This is a genomic window from Paenibacillus sp. Mc5Re-14 (genome assembly GCF_001049835.1).
Lineage (GTDB): Bacteria > Bacillota > Bacilli > Paenibacillales > Paenibacillaceae > Paenibacillus > Paenibacillus polymyxa_C.
Genome location: NZ_CVPD01000001.1, coordinates 398,949 through 418,937 on the forward strand (window position 1 = coordinate 398,949; position 19,989 = coordinate 418,937).

Here is a 19,989-nt window from a genome sequence, read left to right on the forward strand (position 1 = left end):
TTGCTTACCTTTCTTTCATTATACACTAGCCAGCAGCAAATTTCGATGTTGATTTACAGCCTGTATATTAATGAAGAAACACGATTTAATGTGTTGTACACAAGTTCAAAATGCCACGTGCTTCCAACACACTTACCAGTGTCGAGCCCATTTCGGAAGGAGTCGGTGCCACCTTGATCCCGCAGGCTTCAAGCGTTGCAATCTTCTCTTTTGCCGTTCCTTTTCCGCCAGAAATAATGGCGCCTGCATGCCCCATTCGTTTGCCTGGAGGCGCAGTCACACCACCGATAAAACCAACGACTGGCTTCGTCATATTATCCCTGATCCACTCGGCAGCCTCTTCCTCGGCTGTACCACCGATTTCTCCGATCATAATGACAGCGTGAGTGTTGGGGTCCTCATTGAAGCGATGTAAAATATCGATGAATTCCGAACCTTTAACCGGGTCACCGCCAATACCAACCGCTGAAGATTGACCTATACCTCGAGTGGTTAACTGATGCACTGCCTCATAGGTCAAAGTACCACTACGTGACACAACGCCTACATGACCAGGCAGATGAATGTAACCTGGCATGATACCAATCTTACACTCTCCTGGCGTAATAACGCCCGGACAGTTAGGGCCAATCAGAACGGTCTTTTTACCTTCCATAAAACGTTTGACCTTGATCATATCAAGTACCGGAATCCCCTCTGTGATACAAATCACGAGGTCCAGTTCCGCATCCACAGCCTCCAAAATGGAATCCGCTGCGAAAGCCGGCGGCACGTAAATGACGCTAGCAGTTGCGCCCGTAGCTTCCTTGGCTTCGCTTACTGTGTTAAACACTGGCAGTTTGACCTGTTGTCCGTTTTCCAGTGTAATTTCTACCTCGGTGCCTCCCTTACCTGGAGAGGTGCCACCTACCATCTGTGTACCGTAATCAAGTGCACCTTTGGCATGGAACAACGCCGTTTTTCCCGTAATCCCCTGTGTAATCACCTTTGTATGCTTATCGACCAAAATACTCACGATCTTCACATCCCCTATCGTTTATTCGGCATATCGGAATGCAAACAGGCTATTGAACAAGTTCAACGATTTTTTGGGCACCATCGGCCATGGAATCGGCTGCTACAATATTCAAACCGGATTCCGCTAAAATCTGTTTGCCGAGCTCAACATTTGTCCCTTCAAGACGGACAACAAGCGGACGAGTCAGCCCCAACTGTTTGGCAGCCTCCACGACGCCGTTCGCAATGATGTCGCACTGCATAATCCCGCCGAAAATGTTGACGAAAATACCTTCTACCTTCGGATCGGACAAAATGATTTTGAACGCTTCGGTTACTTTTTCCGTCGTTGCACCGCCACCAACGTCCAGGAAATTGGCCGGATCACCACCGTAATATTTGATAATATCCATCGTGGCCATTGCCAACCCCGCACCATTGACCATACAGCCAATATTTCCGTCCAGAGCGATATAGCTTAGATCATATTTAGATGCCTCAATTTCCTTCTCATCTTCTTCATCCAAATCACGTAATTCCAAAATATCCTTGTGACGGAACAACGCATTAGAATCGAAATTCAATTTGGCATCCAGCGCCAGTACATTCCCATCACCCGTAACGACTAGGGGATTAATTTCTGCAATCGAACAGTCCTTGTCCACAAAAGCTTCGTAAAGCGCCAGCATAAACTTGACCGCTTTATTCACCAGCTCATTGGGAATATTAATCTCATACGCCAGCTTACGAGCTTGATGCACCTGAAGCCCAATTGCTGGATCAACAACTGCTTTAAAAATCTTCTCCGGAGTAGCCGCAGCCACCTCTTCGATTTCCGTACCGCCTTCTTCGGAGGCCATCAATACGATGCGTCCAGTCGCGCGATCCACGACAACGCCTACGTAATATTCTTTGCGAATATCACAGCCTTCCTCAATCAAAAGACGTTTGACCTCTTTACCTTCAGGTCCGGTCTGATGTGTCACTAGCACCTTACCCAAAATTTCAGAAGCAATAGTCCGCACCTCATCCAAGCCTTTGGCAACTTTTACGCCACCCGCTTTACCGCGTCCACCAGCATGAATTTGTGCTTTTACGACCGTAACAGCGCCTCCAAGCGATTCTGCCGCAGCAACGGCTTCTTCCACCGTGTAGGCAACCTTGCCGTTCGGTACAGCCATTCCGTACTGCTTTAATACTTCTTTACCCTGATATTCATGGATATTCATTCTGGAATCCTCCTATCAACATGACTGCAACAAGGGCGGTTCACAAGGAAATCTATACTAAACCTACATCATTGTAACATGTTTTTAAAACGCTTTCCTTATAATTCAACCTCATGAATTACAGTATTTTGATATCATTATCATTCCAAAAATCGAATGTTTGGATATTATTGGATTTTGCTTTTTAATACAAATTCACACAAAAAAGCACCTCCACAAAATGGGATTACCTAATCCGCAATGAGAGGCACTTTATTTCATTAGACTTTAAATAGCATTTTTTCTTTCAGTTAAGAACAACTCATGTCGTAAATTCACAAGAGCAACCGAAAGTACCTGTTATGATTTTTCAATTTGTACATTCGCTTGATGAACACGATCGAGCAGATCATTAAACTGAAGCAGAAGCGACCCAAATTGATCATGAGTCATACTTGTTTTTTCCTGTATGCATCCTGGTACAGACAGGGCTTTATCCCGCAACGCTCTTCCCTCTGTCGTCAAAGAAATCAGCACCTTACGCTCATCTTGAGTGGAACGCTTTCGATCGATCAGCCCGGCATTCTGCAACCTCTTTAATAGTGGAGTTAGTGTGCCGGAATCCAAATATAACGCCTCACCCAATTCCTTCACTGTACACTCTTCACGCTCCCAGAGCACGATAAGTACCAAATATTGCGAGTACGTTACACCAAGCTTTTCTAGATAAGGCTGGTACAGCTTTGTAATCTCTCTGGAGCATGCATATATGGCAAAGCATAACTGATTATCAAGTTTCAACGCCGCGTGTTCATTGGAATTGTTTTCCATGCTGTCTAGTCACCTACTTTCGTCATTATTTTAGCACATTATATAGCAAAGTACATTCTAATTGCATAAAATACTTTACAGACAATAATTATTTTGATAAATTAAATTGTGTAAAATATAAATTGAGCGAGAGGCAGTGATTGGATTATGATGACCATTCAACAAAAAATGTATGAAACAACAGTAAAAGCAGTTGGTGGACGTAACGGTTATATCGAGTCTTCTTCCCCTGAACTTCGTTTAGATATTGATACTCCAAAAGAAATGGGTGGCGCCGGCGGTACAGGTACGAATCCAGAGCAGCTATTCGCAGCAGGCTATTCTGCTTGCTTTGACAGTGCTTTAAATATGGTCGCTCGCATGCAACGTGTTAAACATGAAGGTACCGAAGTCACAGCTACGGTCCATTTTGGCAAAGTCGAAGACGGCGGCTTCGGAATCGGAGTAAACCTCGACGTTCTGGTCAAAGGCGTTGATCATGAAACTGCGGTAAAACTGGTGGAAGGCGCACATGAACAATGTCCATACTCCCGCGCTACCCGCGGTAATATTGAAGTGAAGCTGAACGTTTTGTAACATAGAGTTAGAATGAATTTCACAACAAGCCCCTCAACCGTATTGGTCGAGGGGCTTGTTGTTTTTCCATCAAGTAACATGGGAGATGATGCATAATCGTATATACGAAATTGATATACTCATAGTATAATCACTATTGTCATAATCTTTTTTGCTTCTCCAGGTCTTTTTGCCTGGAGCTTTTTTTTGTCCTTATTTCCGTTTTCTCTCGTATACATACCCTTTGGAAAAACTTTTTCATAAAAATGATCGTACTGTATCTGCTAATTTTATCGCCTTTTTACATTTCGGGAAAATTGGAATTTGCTCTATCCATCTGACGGTATTGAATAGCTTCAGCCACATGTGAAGTCGTAATTTTCTCTGACTCCTGTAAGTCTGCAATGGTGCGGGACAGCTTGAGAATTCGATCATACGCACGCATGCTTAAACCAAGTGCATCCATCGTCTGGTCAAGCAACTCCGCTGCATTTTGTTCTAAAACCGCATATTTACGCAGCAGCTGACCGGACAGCTCACTATTCCATGAAAAAGGAAGCTTGCTGTATCTGCGGATTTGTATTGCTCGAGCAGCCAACACCTGCTTTCTCATATCAGCAGACGACAGTGATTCTTTTTCCTCCCGCCAATCCTTCGGTTGTGATACCTCAAGCTGAAGATCAATTCGATCCAGCAATGGACCGGAAATACGTGAGCGGTATCGAGCTACTGCTGCAGGTGAACAGGTACAGCGCTGATGTTCCGTGTTATTGCCGAAAAAGCCACAGTGACACGGATTCAAAGAAGCTGCAAGTAAAAAATGCGCCGGATACTTAAACACTGCACGTGAACGACTGATTGTAACATGGTGGTCTTCCAGAGGCTGCCGCAGCACTTCTAGCACATGACGGCTAAACTCAGGCAGCTCATCGAGAAATAAAATCCCTCGGTGTGCAAGACTGATTTCTCCTGGTTTGGGTATGCCTCCTCCGCCCACCAATCCAGCAGCAGAGATCGTATGATGAGGCGCACGGAAGGGACGAACATGCATAAGATGAGTCGATGAGTCCTTCCATTTTCCTGCTGCACTGTATACCTTGGTCACTTCTAGCGACTCCTTTTCAGTCAAAGGCGGCAGGATAGAGGGCAACCTGCGGATGAGCATCGTTTTTCCAGCACCCGGCGGTCCCATAAGAAGAATATTATGCATTCCTGCTGCAGCGATAACTAACGCACGTTTGGCGTGTAGCTGACCCAATACATCGCTGTAATCCTCCATATTACTGATTAGCGCTTCTTGCTCACACAACGGTATATGCTCTGCTCGGGGTAAATGGTCATAGGAATGGATTATGACTTGTTCACTGGCAGTACAATTTTGATTGGTCACTTGGCCCTGCGGGGTGGCTTGTGCATGATCATTAACCGGGATAAGATCCACCAGATGGCGTATAGCGTAAATACGTATATCCGCAATTAGACGAGCCTCGCTTGCGTTTTCTTGAGGAAGCAGCACGGAATCGAATCCTTCTCGCTTGGCCAGATCAACCATAGACAACACCCCATTTACAGGACGAATGCTGCCATCTAGTGCCAGCTCGCCAATAAACAGCGTTCGTTCCCCTACTGGTAAGACAACCTGTCCACTGGTTGTCAGCAAGCCTAAAGCGATAGCAAGATCGAAAGATGAGCCTTCCTTACGCAAATCTGCAGGAGCTAAGTTAATCGTGACACGCTGGGACGGATATTTGAAACCGCAGTTTTTGATTGCTGCTCTCACACGTTCTACTGCCTCTCGAATCGCTGAATCCGGCAATCCGATAATCGCGGTCTGAGGCAAGCCATTGGACAAATCAGTCTCAACTTCGATCAGAACGCCATCTATCCCATATAGACAAGCTCCATGTAATTTTCCATACATATCAAAAAAGCACCTCTCCTCATATTGAAATGTCCCTCTATGGGAATCATTGCCTATATGAAAAAAGGTGCTTCCAAATTTTCATTTATTGCATATATAATATTCTAAATTTAGCTCTCAACCCTAATTTCAAATCCTCAACTAAGCTTATCTGACGACAGATTATTTGTCAATTAAGGTATAGCTTATCGACTGCTGGAGTACGTGGTCTTGATTCCGGGGCTCGCCCAAACCAAGCTTGGACAGCACTTCAACTAGCGCAGCATCCTCCTGAACAGGAACACCATGTTCTTTGGCTTTTTCTAAAATGCTATCCGCAATGCGGCCGCTCCCCTTGGCAACGACGATCGGCGCTTCGCTCTCACCAGGCGTATATTTAAGGGCGACCGCCTTCTTCATGGAAGGAGAAGAAGGTTCCAAGGGCTCTCCTGCGGATGAGCATCGTTTTTCCAACACCCGGCGGTCCCATAAGAAGGATATTATGATACATTGTCACGCATTGAAAAACCAAGTAATATCAAGGATTTGGCGATACTAAACAGTTTTCCTTTCGGTGGGAGATCGCTTTTTTCTTTTAGGCTCTATTAAACACATATGTGATTTTCTTATAATTTCATAAATACTATCAATTTAAAATTTATCAGGAACGATGTATTGTCGAGTTTACTTTCCACGATGATGTAACTCTAAAAAGAAGACAAGTAAGCCGTCTCCCTTTGGGTCGGCGCGAAGAGAAGAAACCGAAGGCTAGGTAAGTCTGATGAGAAATTGAAGGAACAAAAAAAATCCTGAGATGTCAGGACTTTTTTTGATCTGAGCGCTGCCCGAATTCGACATTTTATTTCCGCGTAGTGGCGGGAGTTTTCAGTTTTCACCCGTGAGAAGTGCGTTCAGCAGGTCTGAACGATTAGAAAACCACGACTGAAAGTCGTATATTGAGGGGACTACCCCAGCCAGTATTCCCACGTACAATTACTATACCGTCGTCATGCGGAACGACGTTATGGATCGTCATGGTAGCAGCTCCTTGAAACGGCTTAACTTGACCGCCAAAAATACCAATTTCCGTGATCGAGACAAGTACCCTACTTGAGGAATTAACAAACCCAGCCAGGTTCAAGCGACTTTGGAACAAATTCGGACCTACATTGTTGAGACTAAAAATGAATGCGGTACCTGCTTTAGTTCTTAGGCGACGCATAGGTTTTAGAATTTTTCTAGAAGAATTTACTTTTCCCATTTGAATCAACTTCCCTTCTTTTTTGATAATATAGAATATGCTAGTTTTTATAGAATCGAAACAGACAAACGGATTGGAAAAAGTGACTATCTTTATCACTAGGCAATAAAAAAAGCCCCGCGATGTCAGGGCTATGGTCTAAAACTTGATTGAAGTGAGCGAACGAAAAACGACAGAGAGCTGCTCGGATTGCCACGCTACAAATGAAGATCAAGGAACTCCGTGAGAACGAATAGAATTACCGAGAGCTGCACGATTAGAGAAGATCCGCTGACCGTAAATTTGACGCTTTTATGGATCAGCAGAATATTATGCATTCTTGCTGCAGCGATAACTAACGCACGTTTGGCGTGTAGCTGACCCAATACATCGCTGTAATCCTCCATTATTACTGATCAGCGCTTCTTGCTCACGCAACGGTATATGCTCTGCTTGGGATAATGGTCATAGGAATGGATTATGACTTGTTCATTGGCAGTACAATTTTGATTGGTCGCTTGGCCGTCCGGTCAGAACGCCATCTATCCATATAGACAAGCTCCATGTAATTTTCCATACATATCAAAAAAGCACCTCTCCTCATATTGAAATGTCCCTCTCGGGAATCATTGCCTATATGAAAAAAGGTGCTTCCAAATTTTCATTTATTGCATATATAATGTTCTAAATTAGCTCTCAACCCTAATTTCAAATCCTCAACTAAGCTTATCTGCCGACAGATTATTTGTCAATTAAGGTTAGCTTATCGGCTACTGGAGTACGTGGTCTTGATTCCGGGATAACTTCAGGATAGCCTGCATATATCATTCCAATTACCTTCTCACCTGGTTGAATTCCCAAGCAATCACGGAATTTAGGCGAATACAGAAATGGTTTTGTCACCCAAAACGTTCCGATCCCTTTGCTCCATGCAGCAAGCATAAAGTTTTGAACAAGCGCACTGACTGCTGCAAAATCCTCATCCCAAACCGCTTGACGCGGATCTTCTTCCATCACCACTAAAAGCTGAATCGGGTTGTGCAGAATTCCACTCTCAAACTTGTTGTCTTTACCAATATCGGCTGCAATGGCTTTTGCAAGCTTTTTCCGTCCCTCACCAGCAAACAACAGAAAACGCCACGGCTCACGCATTTTATGATTAGGAGCCCATACAGCGACGTTCAGCAGTTCTTTAATCGTATCTACCGGGATAGAGTCAGGTTTAAATCGTTTAATCGTCCGGCGTTCCTGAATTACATCTATGACATTTTCACTAAAGGTATGCTTTGTCACGTAAATCCTCCTTCACAGGTACAACGACTAGATATTCATTATAGAATGAAAATGATAACTATTCTCAATAAAATATACCTGCAGCTTTCCTTTCTGTCAACCTGTACATATGAATTCAGTCCTGTGCTCCAACATCCAAAGAAGTTCTTACTTTTTTAAAAGGCATCTATATAATGGTCCGTAACAACAGCCGTTTCAGCAGATAATCGTACAGAAATCATATCAAAACGGATTGGAAATTCTCCCATTCCGTTCATATGCAAGTATACTGCGGCTGTTTGGCGAACCTGGGTTATTTTACGTGCAGTAACTGATTCGGCTGGTGTTCCATATTTAGAGCTGCTTCGGCTACGTACTTCAATAAATACGAGTATGTGCTCCTGCTTGGCAATCAGATCTATTTCTCCACTACGGCATCGCCAATTGCGCTCCAAGATACGATAACCCAAGTTTTCTAAAAACAAAGCCGCGGCTTCTTCGCCCATCGCTCCTTTGGCTTTCCGCTGGTCCTTGCCTCTAGTCTTCATTTCATTTCCCATCACCAGTCATCCCTTGGAGCAAGCCGATCCATTTGGTATATATAGGTTAACACCTCTGCTACCAACTGATAGAGTTCTGCAGGGATTTGCTCGTCCAAATCAAGTTTGGACAGCACTTCAACCAGCGCAGCATCCTCCTGAACAGGAACACCATGTTCTTTGGCTTTTTCCAAAATGCTATCCGCAATGCGGCCGCTCCCCTTGGCAACGACGATCGGCGCTTCGCTCTCACCAGGCGTATATTTAAGGGCGACCGCCTTCTTCATGGAAGGAGAAGGCGGTTCCAAGGGCTCTTTCATATTTTAAGATCGACTCCTTTGTACGGCTGAGGCACATAGCTTTGTACCTCTGAAGAGGCGAGGCTGCTCTGTTCAGCCCTTGTGGGCATAGACTCGGTACGCAGTGTTAAAAGTTGGTAGCCTAGCGACTCCAGCGCGGTACGAATGGACTCACGCCCACTCGTTAATAGCGAAGCCGCCCATTCCTGATCATTATGAAGCTTGAGACTTACAATCCGATCTACAACCTGCACATCCACCAGCGTCGGACCAAGCCCCTTCATGTCCAAATCAAACCAAAGTCGACAGTTGGAGGCATCCAGCTCTCCGCGTTTGCCACGGCGGGACTGAATCTGGATTGTAGCTGTTTCGCGACCGTCCGGTCCAATAAACGGTATAAACATGTGCACTTGTGCAAAAGGCGCCGTTCGGTCTGTATTTAGCAGCAGCTGCTGGCCTGTCAGGTGCTGTACAACCTGCTGAGCCGCCTCTTTCAAAGCGGGCGGCAGGTCGTCGCTGCTCATTAGCTGGAGTAGCGCCCCTTTAACGGTGTCTGCGGCCGCTGTCACGGAGTTGTCTGTCGTAGCCGCTAAACCCGGCAGCGTCTGCAACACTCCCTCAGGCGGCTCCGTACGTGCCGCCGCCCCTTGCGCGAGCTGCGCAGTCGAGCGGTGTACCTGCTGCTCGTGCTCTGCACCGAGCAGCTTCAGCACACGGCCTACCCACGGATCCTCCGTGGGGCTGAGCTGCATGCTGGGCGCCGCAGACTGTGAAGCAGCGGCATCCGCAGTCCGCGAAGCGCCAGCCGCCGGCTGCGCTACCTCTCCCGTGGACTGGTCTGGTGCAACCGTGCTCAGTTCGGGTGGCACTGCTGCACGCAGCTCTTGCAGCAGGAGGCGCAGCCGCTGAAGCGGCGCCTCTGGTACAGCAGCGTTGCCCGCCGCGGAGGGCGGCGTAGAGCCAGCGGCTTGCTGTGCGGAAGGACGGTCTGCCATGACTGCGTTTAAGGCAGACTTCGTCCCCGTAGGCTCTGCCGTGGCCGGAGTTGGAGCACCATCGGCATCCTTAAGCTGCGTACCTGCCGCAGTAGCTTGCTGTTGTTGCTCCACTTTGACGCGGGAGCCGTTTAATGCATCAGCAGCGCCCGATTCAGGCGCATTGGCACCAGCATCCAATACCACTGTCGCTCCTCGCCCGCTAACTGCTTGCGGTTCTTCTGAAGCAGTCCCGTTGGAGGCAAATGCAGTAGATCCCGCCGAAGTATCCGAATCTGTAGCCAAAACACTCGCTTCGCTTACTGTAGCAGCGAGATTGGCTGCCTGAGTCCCTTTTAACAATTCCTTGCCGCCTGTGACTTGTTGTCCTGTTTCTGCCTGTTTTGTAGCAGCAGAGGCAGAAGCATCCTTGGACAATGTTAAAGCTTGGCCTTCCTGTCCATCTGCAATCACCACAGAAGAAGTGCCTGTTGGACTAACTGACGTTCGGTCAGTGCTTTTTATTTTGGTTGCTTCCCCTACTGAACGGTCAGTAGGCGTTCCCTGTCCTTGCTGCTTTAACACCGCTTCAAGTTCTTGCTCCAACGATGACAACAAATCATTTAAAGGAGGCCCAAACATCGTTTGACGCAATCCATTTATGCTTTCGGCCGTTAATGGAAGTCCCCGTTGAAAGGCAACTGCCGCTGCCTGCACAAACGTTCCCAATTGTACATTGCCGCTTTGCTTCGACAAGGCTTCTTGCAAAGAAGCCGCATTTTCCGATGTCAACGGCACACCATTCTTTTGCATTGCCTGTATAAGCTCCCTGTTCTGAGCTGTATCCGGCAGTCCTACCGATTCCAATACGTCTGTCAGCGCTACGGTTTGCTGTGGCATATTGGCAGCATCATTCAGAGGCTTAAGCACAGTCATTCCGCTGGAAGAAGCCGGTTGTACCTGAAACGTTGCAGTCTGTCCAGGTTGAAGAGGGGTCTCCAGCTTTGCCCTGACTTGAGAACCCTGTATTTGCAATACAGCCTCGTCGCCGTCCTCAGACACCTTTAATACGACTCCTCTTACGACCTGGCCTGGCTGCATATCAAGTTTTTTCGCCTCTCCCGCCTTCACATCTCCAAGTAATCCCCGGAATACAGATCCGATGTTCATATCGCCCCTCCTCTCACTCTCCCCCTACTCAAAAGGGTCTGTAATATTAGATATACTTTATATCGGTATTGTCCTGATTCATAATAAGTATCTACAGATCAAACAACGTCGGTTGCTCGGTCAACAAATTGCCTAAAAAGCTGCGTCTATGCATTTCTGTAGGCCCTAGCGCCAAAATTTGTTCTCTATGCAACTTGGTAGCATAACCTTTATGTATACCAATCCCATATTCCGGATATTTCGCATCCCATTCACCTTTGCATAGCCGATCACGAGTCACCTTGGCAATGATAGAAGCTGCCGCAATAGACTGACTGTTTGCATCTCCCTTAATGATGGATAGCTGAGGAATAGGTACATCTACCTTTTCTGCATCTACAAGTAAATAATCAGGAGACACATGTAAAGCCTCAACAGCCTTTTTCATAGCTAAACGAGCCGCTTGTTTAATATTGATTTCATCAATCATCCGCGCGTCTACATGACTAACTCCTACAGCAATCGCCTTCTCCATAATCAGTTCGTAGTAGGCTTCTCTTTTCTTGTCCGTCAATTTTTTGGAATCGTCTACCCCCTCCAATAACTCACCAACTGGTAAAATGACTGCTGCCGCCACAACATCTCCAAACAGACATCCACGCCCTACCTCGTCAATACCTGCAATCCGCTCACAAGATTGTTCCCAGCATTTTTTTTCATAGTGTAGCATGTCCTTTACTGCGTTCTCTTTAGCTTCCATATTCAATACCTGCCCATCTTTACGTAGTTTAAGCTTCATCATGCCGTAGCTCTAACAATTGAATTCAGCTTACCACAGACCTCTACTGTTCAAAACCCTTTTCTATCTACCTTTACATACCAAAAAACCTTCCTCCTCTCCGGAGAGATGGGGAAGGTTCTTCCTTGCCACAAAATGCAATGTTCTGTATCAGATGTACCAGCTCTATCAATATGGTGCTTCTAAACTGAATCGTCCCAGCTTCCCTGCACGTAGCTCACGCAAAATAATTTTTGACGCCTTTTCGAGATCTACACGTCCACCACTAACAATACAGCCACGCTTACGTCCGATAGCCTCCATAACGCTCACAACATCATCTGGATTTTCTGTATCCACAGGACGTTCGGTAAGCTCAAAACGTTCTGCCATGGCATCCCAATAATATTGGACAAGATATTTTGTCGCGAAAAAGGCAATGTCCTCTACATTTAGAATTTCTTCCTTGATCGCGCCTGTAACTGCTAGACGATAGCCGACGTTCTGATCCTCAAATTTAGGCCACAAAATACCTGGTGTATCCAGCAACTCAATTTCTCCGGTCTTGATCCACTGTTGTGCCTTCGTTACTCCGGGGCGATCACCCGTAGCTGCAATATTACGTCCTGCCATTCGGTTGATCAATGTCGATTTGCCGACATTCGGAATACCGACAATCAAAGCACGTATAGGACGCGGATTCATTCCCTTCGAAATCTGCCGGTCTATTTTTTCCTTAAGCAACAGCTTGGCCTGAACCGGAATTTCTTTGAGCCCCGTCCCTGTCGTGGCATCTACTGGAAAGGCTACATGCCCCTGTTCCTTAAAGTAGGCAATCCATTGCTGTGATACTACAGGGTCCGCCAAATCTGCCTTGTTCAAAATAATCATTCGCGGCTTGCCTTGCAAAATATCATCAATCATTGGATTTCGGCTGGAAAGCGGCAACCGAGCATCAATCAGCTCAATAACCAAATCAATCAGCTTTAATTTTGCTTCAATTTGGCGGCGCGCTCTGGTCATGTGACCAGGAAACCATTGAATCGTCACCGTCATCACCCCATTGAGCGTAACTCCTACTTTCACCCTTAGGGTCATAGTTAGGATTACGGCAGCTATGCTGCTTATTAGTTATTTCTAGTGGTTAATCCACTGCATATCCTTCACAGGCCAAAAAATGACATCAGCCCGGCCCACGACTTCCTTCAAATCAATATATCCAATCATCCGACTGTCTGTACTATTGGAACGGTTATCGCCCATAACAAAAATATGCCCTTCTGGCACTTTTCCATCCTTAAACTTTTCATTTGGAAAATTGGTAAACTTGTTGTAAAGTTCTCCATTTTGATGTGCTTCTTCCAAAGGAGCCTTGAGATAAGGTTCTTGAATCGGCTTACCATTTACTGTAATCGTGTCACCTTCTACCTTGACCGTATCACCCGCAACGGCAATGACGCGCTTGATGAAGTCTCTTTTTTCTTCCGGGACATGGAACACGATCACTTCACCCGGTTTAGGAGCACGAAAATCATACAAAATCTCATTTACAATGACGCGTTCTCCGGTATGAAAGTTAGGCTGCATTGACGGGCCATCCACAATAAAAGGCTTAAAGAGAAGCCAGCGGATTAAAAAGACAAGCACTAACGCAATAATGATGGCCTTGAGCCACTCAAAAATCTCATTTTTTGGTTTACGCTTGGGCGTACCATCCTGATCAGTTGGCTGTTGCACAGCTCCTTGTCCTACTTCTTGCTCCATAGCTCACTGTCCTCTCTTTACGGTCAATAATCCACAGTTCCCTATGTACGTAGAAAAAACGAAAGGAGCTTGTAACCAAGCCCCTTTCGTTATTCGTTGTATTAACGACGAATTTCTTTAATTCTCGCTGCTTTACCGCGCAGTTCACGAAGATAATAAAGCTTCGCACGACGCACTTTACCACGGCGAGCCACTTCGATTTTATCGATTTTTGGGGAATGAAGCGGGAAAGTTCTTTCCACACCTACACCGTAAGAAATTTTACGAACTGTAAAAGTCTCACTGATTCCACCACCACGGCGTTTAATTACTACACCTTCAAACAACTGGATACGCTCACGAGTTCCCTCGATAACTTTCACGTGCACTTTCAAAGTGTCACCAGGACGAAAGTTAGGCAGATCTTTACGCAGTTGTTCTTCAGTAATCGCTTGGACGATATTCATCTATGACTCCCTCCTTCCGTACAGGTGTTCATGTTTCTTCTGGAAACTCTTCCGTTTCCTTCATCATCCACAGAGGACCACCGTATTACACACAACAGATGTATTGTATCATGGAGGTTACCGCATTGCAACAACAAAAAGGGATTTGACCAAACATTATTTAATTGACTTCAATTATAAAACAGGTCCCTGCCTGCTTTCAAATCCACTCATGTTAATAGTGCTTTATCGCTTGTCCCTCGAACTGTCCGATTGGTGCTGCTCCTCAATCCACGCGCGCTCCTTGCTTGTCAGTTCAGCCTGTTCCAGCAAGTCCGGTCGACGTTCCATCGTGCGACGTAACGCCTCTTGTCGTCTCCAAGAGTCAATATTGACATGATGCCCTGATAAGAGTACATCCGGCACTTTCCAGCCCCGAAACTCAGCAGGCCGAGTATAATGGGGGTATTCTAACAGTCCTGTACTAAACGAATCTGTTACCGCACTCGTTTCATTACCCAACACTCCTGGTAACAACCGTGTCACACTATCAATGACGACCATGGCTGGCAGCTCGCCACCAGTCAATACATAATCTCCGATCGAAAGCTCATCCGTCACCAGATGCTCTCGAATACGCTCATCATAACCCTCATAATGTCCACATATAAAAATAAGATGGTCCTCTTTGGCCAGCTCTTCCGCTTTTTTTTGCGTAAAAGTCTCTCCTTGTGGACACATCAAAATAATACGCGGAGTTTTTATGTCTGCAATATGTTCGGCATCTTCATCTCCAATACCTTCAACGGCAGTTTCAAATGTTGGTTGCTTTGATTTATCCAACAGCGCCTCCACGGCAGCAAAAATAGGGTCTGGCTTCAAAACCATGCCGCCTCCACCACCATAGGGCGTATCATCCACTTGCCCATGCTTGTTGCCGGCATACTGGCGAAAATTAACCGCTTGCAGTGATACAATCCCCTTATCCCTTGCTTTTCCCAGAATGCTTGCATTAAAAACGCCATCAAACATCTCTGGAAACAGGGTCAGTACATCCACCCGCATTACAGCAGACCTTCCATTAATCGTACTGTAACCCGTTTTTCGCGCACGTTTACATCCAAAATAACATCCTCTATATACGGCAATAGCAGTTCCTTACCTTTAGGCATTTGGACTACCCATACATCATTCGCTCCCGGTGTCAAAATTTCTTTTACCTCACCGAGCTTAGTTCCGTCTTCCGTTACTACTTCCATACCGACTACTTCATGAAAGTAAAACTCGTTTTCTTCCAATTCTCCTAACCGTTCAGCAGAGACCTTTAACAAAGTACCTTTATATTTCTCAACATCATTGATGTTGTGATATTCCTTAAATTTTACGACAACCATATTTTTTTGAAAACGAGCTGTTTCTACAGTTACGGGAATCGGTGCTTTGCCATCTGCTGGAACAATCAATAGCTCGCTGCCTTTGGCAAAACGATCCTCAAGAAAATCAGTTGTCGTTAATATTTTTAGCTCACCGCGAATTCCATGTGTATTCACAATTTTCCCGACATTAAACATTTGCTGCATCGTGTTCCTCCTGCATATAATCGGCTCCGCTCCATATCATCTTCATCATGTACGAAAAAGGGTTAGGACATACATCCTAACCCACTTTCGTATATCTTTAAGATATGATGTCTACGGTAACCCGTTTATCCATCTTAACGGCTGCTGATGCAACCACAGTGCGAAGCGCCTTGGCGATACGTCCCTGCTTGCCAATGATCTTACCCACATCCTCAGGATGTACACTAAGTTCATACACTACAAGTCGATCCTTCTCCAAGGTCTTCACGGTCACATCATCCGGATGATCGACTAAAGCCTTAGCAATGATTATCACTAATTCTTCCATGGTTGACCCTCCGTATCAGCACCTTATTTCTGTGTTTTAAGCTCATGAAACTTTTTCAACACGCCCGCTTTGCTAAGCAAGTTGCGAACAGTGTCGGATGCTTGTGCACCATCTTGCAACCATTTCAGCGCTTTATCTTCATCAATTTTTACAACCGCTGGTACTGTAATAGGGTTGTAGTAACCGATTTCTTCGATAAAACGACCGTCACGCGGGGAACGGGAATCAGATACCACGACGCGATAGAAAGGAGCTTTATGTGCACCCATACGTTTCAGACGAATACGAACTGCCACGAAAATTCACCTCCTTCAAAAAGTAGACTGTATATTGCTATCCTATAACTCCAAAGGCCTATCGACCTTTTAGCGGAAAGGAAACTTCATACCTTTGCCCATACTCTTCAGCTGTTTCAGAGCCTTGTTTTTGCCACCCTTAGGACCCATCATATCTGAGAACTGCTTCATCATACGGCGCATTTCGTCAAATTGCTTAATGAGACGATTTACCTCAGCCAGCGATGTTCCACTGCCTACAGCAATCCGCTTGCGACGACTATGATTAATCATGTCTGGGTTTTGCTTTTCCTGTTTAGTCATCGAATGAACGATAGCTTCAATCCGGCCCATCTGTTTGTCATCCACTTTGATGTCTTTCATTTGCTTCATGTTGCCCATACCAGGAATCATATCGAGAATCTGGTCGATTGGGCCAAGCTTCTTAACCTGATCCATTTGCTCCAGAAAATCCTCGAAAGTAAACTCGGCATTGCGCATTTTCCGTTCCATTTCCTTCGCCTTATCCGCGTCGATATTGGACTGCGCTTTTTCAATCAGGGACAGCATGTCACCCATGCCTAAAATCCGTGAAGCCATCCGCTCAGGGTGAAATGGCTCCATTGCATCCAGCTTTTCACCCAATGTAGCAAACTTGATCGGGCATCCTGTCACAGCTTTAACCGACAAGGCCGCGCCCCCACGAGTGTCGCCGTCCAGCTTTGTCAGTACAACTCCCGTTAACTCAAGGCTATTGTTAAAGTGCTCCGCAACGTTAACTGCATCCTGTCCTGTCATGCTATCTACAACCAGCAGAACTTCATCCGGCTTGACATTAGTATGAATCTGGCGCAACTCTTCCATCAGTTCTTCATCAACATGAAGACGACCGGCAGTATCTATAATAACGTAGTCATTACCATTATCTTTAGCATGCTGCAAACCCTGTTTTGCGATTTCCACCGGGCTTGTCTGATCTCCCAATGTAAATACAGGTGCGTTAATCTGCTCACCGAGAATCTGAAGCTGCTTGATCGCGGCAGGTCTGTAAATATCACCAGCTACAAGCAATGGACGATGGTTTTGCTTTTGCAACAACTTCGCTAGTTTACCTGACGTCGTCGTCTTACCTGCGCCCTGGAGACCCACCATCATAATGACTGTAGGCGGTTTGTTTGCTTTGGCAAGCTTGGCCTGACTGCCACCCATCAACTCAGTCAATTCCTTGTTTACAATGTCGATGATGACCATGCCTGGCGTAAAGCTGTCCATCACTTCCTTACCAACGGATTTCTCCTTTACCTTGGCAATAAAGTCCTTTACAACCTTGAAGTTAACGTCCGCTTCAAGCAAAGCCAATCGCACTTCACGCATCGCCTGAGCTACATCATCCTCAGACACTTTTCCTTTGCCGCGCAGTTTACTGAATACATTTTGCAAGCGAGTCGATAATCCTTCAAATGCCATACTTTCGCACCTCCTTGTCTACCAGGGTTGTTAGTTCTTCATTTATATATCCTACAATTCCTGCAGGCGATTTACAATTTGTTGGACATGTTGCAATGTATCCTTATCGGGCTTACCAACTTTACCGAATGCATCATATAACGTCGCATTCAGTTCCTCTAAATCTTGGATTCTACGTTCATGCTTACTTAGCAATCCAAGCTTTTCCTCATACATTTCTAATACCTGTTCAGCACGTTTAATATGTTCATAGACTGCCTGACGGCTAATTTGAAATTCCGATGCAATTTCCCCTAAAGAAAAATCATCATGGAAGTAATATTTTAAAAACATCTGTTGCTTCTCTGTAAGTAGAGGTTCATAGAAGTCAAACAGTCGGTTAATCCGGTTTGTCTTTTCCAGCCGATTCTCCTGACTCATCTTGTATACCTCCATCGTCAAGGAAAAACACTTTACAGTTCTTTTCAACGTTCCTTATGATACATAAAAGAAAAGAAGATGTCAAGCGTTATCCCTTGTCATACAAAAAAAAGCCGATCCACTGCCCTTAAACGGGAGAATAGATCGACTTTTTTGCCCCTCTCACTCAAACCCTTACTGGAGTAAGATACAGCAGAACAGCCAGAAAATGAAGTATGCTGCCTGCCAAAACAAACAGATGCCAGATCGCATGGTGATATGGAAATGCCCGCCACACATAAAAAATCGTGCCCAGCGTATACATAAGACCACCCACGAACAATAGCGTCATCCCTCCGGCGGGAACAATGGCCATCAGGGGATTCCAGGCAATTGTAATGAGCCAGCCCATTATAATGTAAAACACAGTAGACATAAACAGGAAGCGTTTGGTGAAGAACGCCTTGAACAGTACACCAAACAAAGCGATCCCCCAAATCACTCCAAATAGCGTCCATCCCAGAGTACCTCGCAAGGCAACGAGCATAAAAGGGGTGTAGCTACCTGCAATGAACAGGTAAATACAAGAATGATCGAATATTTCGAACAAATCCTTCAATTTTCCTTCACGCAGGCTATGAAGCAACGTGGAATTGGTATACAGCAACAGCATTGTAATCCCGTAAATTGTAAAGCTTACGACATGCCAAGCAGTTCCTTTCATGCTAGCAAAAACAATGAGTAGCACAAGTGCTGCTACACTTAAAACGGCTCCAATACCATGTGTAATCGCGTTAGCTACTTCTTCCCGGCGGGAATAAGTATAGGTGTTTGCCATCGTTTTTCACCCGGCTTCCTGAGTAATATTTTTATACAAGAAATTTATCCGGCATCGTCAAACCTTTTGCTTTCATTATACAATTGGGCGAACTTACGCAGCAACAGGAGCACTGCTTAGTCCCAGACTTATAAGCAAGTCTAATCAAACGGATTAGCTCTGCTCTTCCTCGCCAGCAGCAGTTGCTTCGACAGCCTCTTCTTGGATCAAACCGGCGAACAATGCATGAACAAATTGTTCTGAATCAAATGGTTGAAGATCATTCACTTTTTCACCTAAGCCCACCAGCTTAACAGGCAAATTCAATTCCTGACGGATAGCAACAACAATCCCGCCCTTTGCTGTACCATCCAATTTTGTCAGTACCAGACCGGTTACGCCGCTCTTCTCACCAAACAGCTTGGCTTGGTTAAGTGCATTTTGTCCAGTCGTCGCATCAAGTACCAACAACACTTCATGAGGAGCGTCTGGAATTTCACGCTGGATAACGCGGAAAATCTTGTTCAATTCTTCCATTAGATTGCTTTTATTTTGAAGACGTCCTGCTGTATCGCATAACAAAACATCTACTTGACGCTGCTTGGCAGCCTGTACGGCATCAAACATAACCGCAGCTGGATCTGAACCAGATTGCTGTTTAATGACCTCTACACCTGCCCGTTGGCCCCAAACCTCCAACTGTTCAATCGCGCCCGCCCGGAACGTATCTCCAGCAGCCAACAATACTTTTTTGCCCTCTTGTTTAAAACGGTGAGCCAACTTGCCAATGGTCGTTGTTTTTCCGACTCCATTGACGCCTACGAATAGAATAACCGTAATCCCGTCTGGATTCATTTTGAGCTGACTATTGTCATTCCCCCGCAGCAACTCAGACAGCTTTTCCGACAGTACAGGCTGTAACTCGGACGCATCCTCGATTTTGCGTTTTTTCACTTCTCCCCGCAAGTCTTCAATGAGGTTCATAACCGTATTGACGCCTACGTCCGCTCCGATCAGAATTTCTTCCAGTTCCTCGTAAAATTCCTCATCAATTTTTTTACGGCGAATCATCAGGTCCGTTACTTTTTCAACGAAACCTTTACGTGTTTTTTCTAAACCGTCTTTGAACTGCTTTGTGACCGATTCCGTTTTGCTTGCGATGCTTTCCTTCAATTTTCTAAAGAAACTCATGA

The 19,989-nt window shown here is 45.5% G+C and carries 24 protein-coding genes; 1 reads left to right on the forward strand and 23 read right to left on the reverse strand.

Annotation, left to right across the window (positions count from 1 at the left end; genetic code table 11):
• Positions 1 to 85: 85 nt before the first annotated feature.
• The 3 genes from sucD to BN1546_RS01705 form a co-directional block, all read right to left on the reverse strand.
• Positions 86 to 1,015: a succinate--CoA ligase subunit alpha gene (gene sucD, locus BN1546_RS01695; RefSeq protein WP_013370665.1), complete on the reverse strand. Its 930-nt coding sequence runs from the start codon at positions 1,013 to 1,015 to the stop codon at positions 86 to 88.
• A gap of 49 nt (positions 1,016 to 1,064) precedes the next feature.
• Entirely contained in the window at positions 1,065 to 2,225 is a 1,161-nt protein-coding gene (sucC, locus tag BN1546_RS01700; RefSeq protein WP_090735534.1) for an ADP-forming succinate--CoA ligase subunit beta, read from the reverse strand.
• A gap of 339 nt (positions 2,226 to 2,564) precedes the next feature.
• Positions 2,565 to 3,035, reverse strand: coding sequence for a MarR family winged helix-turn-helix transcriptional regulator (locus BN1546_RS01705; protein WP_013370663.1), 471 nt, complete (start codon positions 3,033 to 3,035; stop codon positions 2,565 to 2,567).
• A 147-nt stretch (positions 3,036 to 3,182) separates the two neighbouring features.
• Between BN1546_RS01705 and BN1546_RS01710 the strand changes: the two genes are divergently transcribed.
• On the forward strand, positions 3,183 to 3,611 hold the full coding sequence (locus BN1546_RS01710; RefSeq protein WP_013370662.1) for an organic hydroperoxide resistance protein: 429 nt from the start codon (positions 3,183 to 3,185) through the stop codon (positions 3,609 to 3,611).
• A 280-nt stretch (positions 3,612 to 3,891) separates the two neighbouring features.
• On the opposite strand, the gene BN1546_RS01715 is transcribed toward BN1546_RS01710, so the two are convergent.
• The 20 genes from BN1546_RS01715 to ftsY all read right to left on the reverse strand — a co-directional run bounded on the left by BN1546_RS01715 (position 3,892) and on the right by ftsY (position 19,987).
• Positions 3,892 to 5,568, reverse strand: a complete 1,677-nt coding sequence (locus tag BN1546_RS01715) for a YifB family Mg chelatase-like AAA ATPase (RefSeq protein ID WP_255305567.1) — start codon at positions 5,566 to 5,568, stop codon at positions 3,892 to 3,894.
• A 105-nt stretch (positions 5,569 to 5,673) separates the two neighbouring features.
• Positions 5,674 to 5,910, reverse strand: a complete 237-nt coding sequence (locus tag BN1546_RS01720) for an EscU/YscU/HrcU family type III secretion system export apparatus switch protein (RefSeq protein ID WP_090739117.1) — start codon at positions 5,908 to 5,910, stop codon at positions 5,674 to 5,676.
• Positions 5,888 to 6,001: an ATP-binding protein gene (locus BN1546_RS28435; RefSeq protein ID WP_155742211.1), complete on the reverse strand. Its 114-nt coding sequence runs from the start codon at positions 5,999 to 6,001 to the stop codon at positions 5,888 to 5,890. The genes BN1546_RS01720 and BN1546_RS28435 overlap by 23 nt, the downstream gene beginning before the upstream one ends.
• A 947-nt stretch (positions 6,002 to 6,948) precedes the next feature.
• Positions 6,949 to 7,137, reverse strand: coding sequence for an ATP-binding protein (locus BN1546_RS01730; RefSeq protein ID WP_090735542.1), 189 nt, complete (start codon positions 7,135 to 7,137; stop codon positions 6,949 to 6,951).
• A gap of 334 nt (positions 7,138 to 7,471) precedes the next feature.
• Positions 7,472 to 8,023 (reverse strand): nitroreductase family protein, encoded by a 552-nt coding sequence (locus BN1546_RS01735; protein WP_090735545.1) that lies wholly within the window; start codon positions 8,021 to 8,023, stop codon positions 7,472 to 7,474.
• Positions 8,024 to 8,178: 155 nt separating this feature from the next.
• The gene (locus BN1546_RS01740) at positions 8,179 to 8,562 is read right to left on the reverse strand and encodes a YraN family protein (RefSeq protein ID WP_090735547.1); all 384 of its coding nucleotides are present in this window, start codon (positions 8,560 to 8,562) and stop codon (positions 8,179 to 8,181) included.
• Positions 8,562 to 8,861: an EscU/YscU/HrcU family type III secretion system export apparatus switch protein gene (locus BN1546_RS01745; protein ID WP_016819285.1), complete on the reverse strand. Its 300-nt coding sequence runs from the start codon at positions 8,859 to 8,861 to the stop codon at positions 8,562 to 8,564. The genes BN1546_RS01740 and BN1546_RS01745 overlap by 1 nt, the downstream gene beginning before the upstream one ends.
• On the reverse strand, positions 8,858 to 10,984 hold the full coding sequence (locus BN1546_RS01750; RefSeq protein WP_090735550.1) for a DNA ligase: 2,127 nt from the start codon (positions 10,982 to 10,984) through the stop codon (positions 8,858 to 8,860). The genes BN1546_RS01745 and BN1546_RS01750 overlap by 4 nt, the downstream gene beginning before the upstream one ends.
• A 91-nt stretch (positions 10,985 to 11,075) precedes the next feature.
• Positions 11,076 to 11,762, reverse strand: a complete 687-nt coding sequence (locus BN1546_RS01755; RefSeq protein ID WP_176702360.1) for a ribonuclease HII — start codon at positions 11,760 to 11,762, stop codon at positions 11,076 to 11,078.
• Positions 11,763 to 11,930: 168 nt separating this feature from the next.
• Positions 11,931 to 12,791, reverse strand: coding sequence for a ribosome biogenesis GTPase YlqF (gene ylqF, locus BN1546_RS01760; protein WP_090739119.1), 861 nt, complete (start codon positions 12,789 to 12,791; stop codon positions 11,931 to 11,933).
• Between the two features lie 87 nt (positions 12,792 to 12,878).
• Entirely contained in the window at positions 12,879 to 13,505 is a 627-nt protein-coding gene (gene lepB / locus BN1546_RS01765) for a signal peptidase I (RefSeq protein ID WP_058710927.1), read from the reverse strand.
• 101 nt (positions 13,506 to 13,606) lie between these two features.
• Positions 13,607 to 13,951 carry a 50S ribosomal protein L19 gene (rplS, locus tag BN1546_RS01770; RefSeq protein WP_007429998.1) on the reverse strand — a complete coding sequence of 115 codons (345 nt, stop codon included), beginning with the start codon at positions 13,949 to 13,951 and terminating at the stop codon, positions 13,607 to 13,609.
• A 225-nt stretch (positions 13,952 to 14,176) separates the two neighbouring features.
• Positions 14,177 to 14,995 carry a tRNA (guanosine(37)-N1)-methyltransferase TrmD gene (gene trmD / locus BN1546_RS01775; protein WP_090735553.1) on the reverse strand — a complete coding sequence of 273 codons (819 nt, stop codon included), beginning with the start codon at positions 14,993 to 14,995 and terminating at the stop codon, positions 14,177 to 14,179.
• Positions 14,995 to 15,510, reverse strand: a complete 516-nt coding sequence (gene rimM, locus BN1546_RS01780) for a ribosome maturation factor RimM (protein ID WP_013370649.1) — start codon at positions 15,508 to 15,510, stop codon at positions 14,995 to 14,997. Before rimM ends, trmD begins: the two co-directional genes overlap by 1 nt.
• Positions 15,511 to 15,607: 97 nt before the next feature.
• Positions 15,608 to 15,838, reverse strand: a complete 231-nt coding sequence (locus BN1546_RS01785; RefSeq protein WP_013370648.1) for a KH domain-containing protein — start codon at positions 15,836 to 15,838, stop codon at positions 15,608 to 15,610.
• A 23-nt stretch (positions 15,839 to 15,861) separates the two neighbouring features.
• The gene (rpsP, locus tag BN1546_RS01790) at positions 15,862 to 16,134 is read right to left on the reverse strand and encodes a 30S ribosomal protein S16 (protein WP_013370647.1); all 273 of its coding nucleotides are present in this window, start codon (positions 16,132 to 16,134) and stop codon (positions 15,862 to 15,864) included.
• A gap of 69 nt (positions 16,135 to 16,203) precedes the next feature.
• Positions 16,204 to 17,580, reverse strand: a complete 1,377-nt coding sequence (gene ffh, locus BN1546_RS01795; protein ID WP_013370646.1) for a signal recognition particle protein — start codon at positions 17,578 to 17,580, stop codon at positions 16,204 to 16,206.
• 51 nt (positions 17,581 to 17,631) lie between these two features.
• Positions 17,632 to 18,000: a YlxM family DNA-binding protein gene (gene ylxM, locus BN1546_RS01800; protein ID WP_013370645.1), complete on the reverse strand. Its 369-nt coding sequence runs from the start codon at positions 17,998 to 18,000 to the stop codon at positions 17,632 to 17,634.
• A 166-nt stretch (positions 18,001 to 18,166) separates the two neighbouring features.
• Positions 18,167 to 18,817, reverse strand: coding sequence for a PAQR family membrane homeostasis protein TrhA (locus BN1546_RS01805; protein WP_013370644.1), 651 nt, complete (start codon positions 18,815 to 18,817; stop codon positions 18,167 to 18,169).
• A gap of 153 nt (positions 18,818 to 18,970) precedes the next feature.
• Entirely contained in the window at positions 18,971 to 19,987 is a 1,017-nt protein-coding gene (gene ftsY, locus BN1546_RS01810; RefSeq protein WP_058829470.1) for a signal recognition particle-docking protein FtsY, read from the reverse strand.
• Positions 19,988 to 19,989 lie beyond the last annotated feature (2 nt).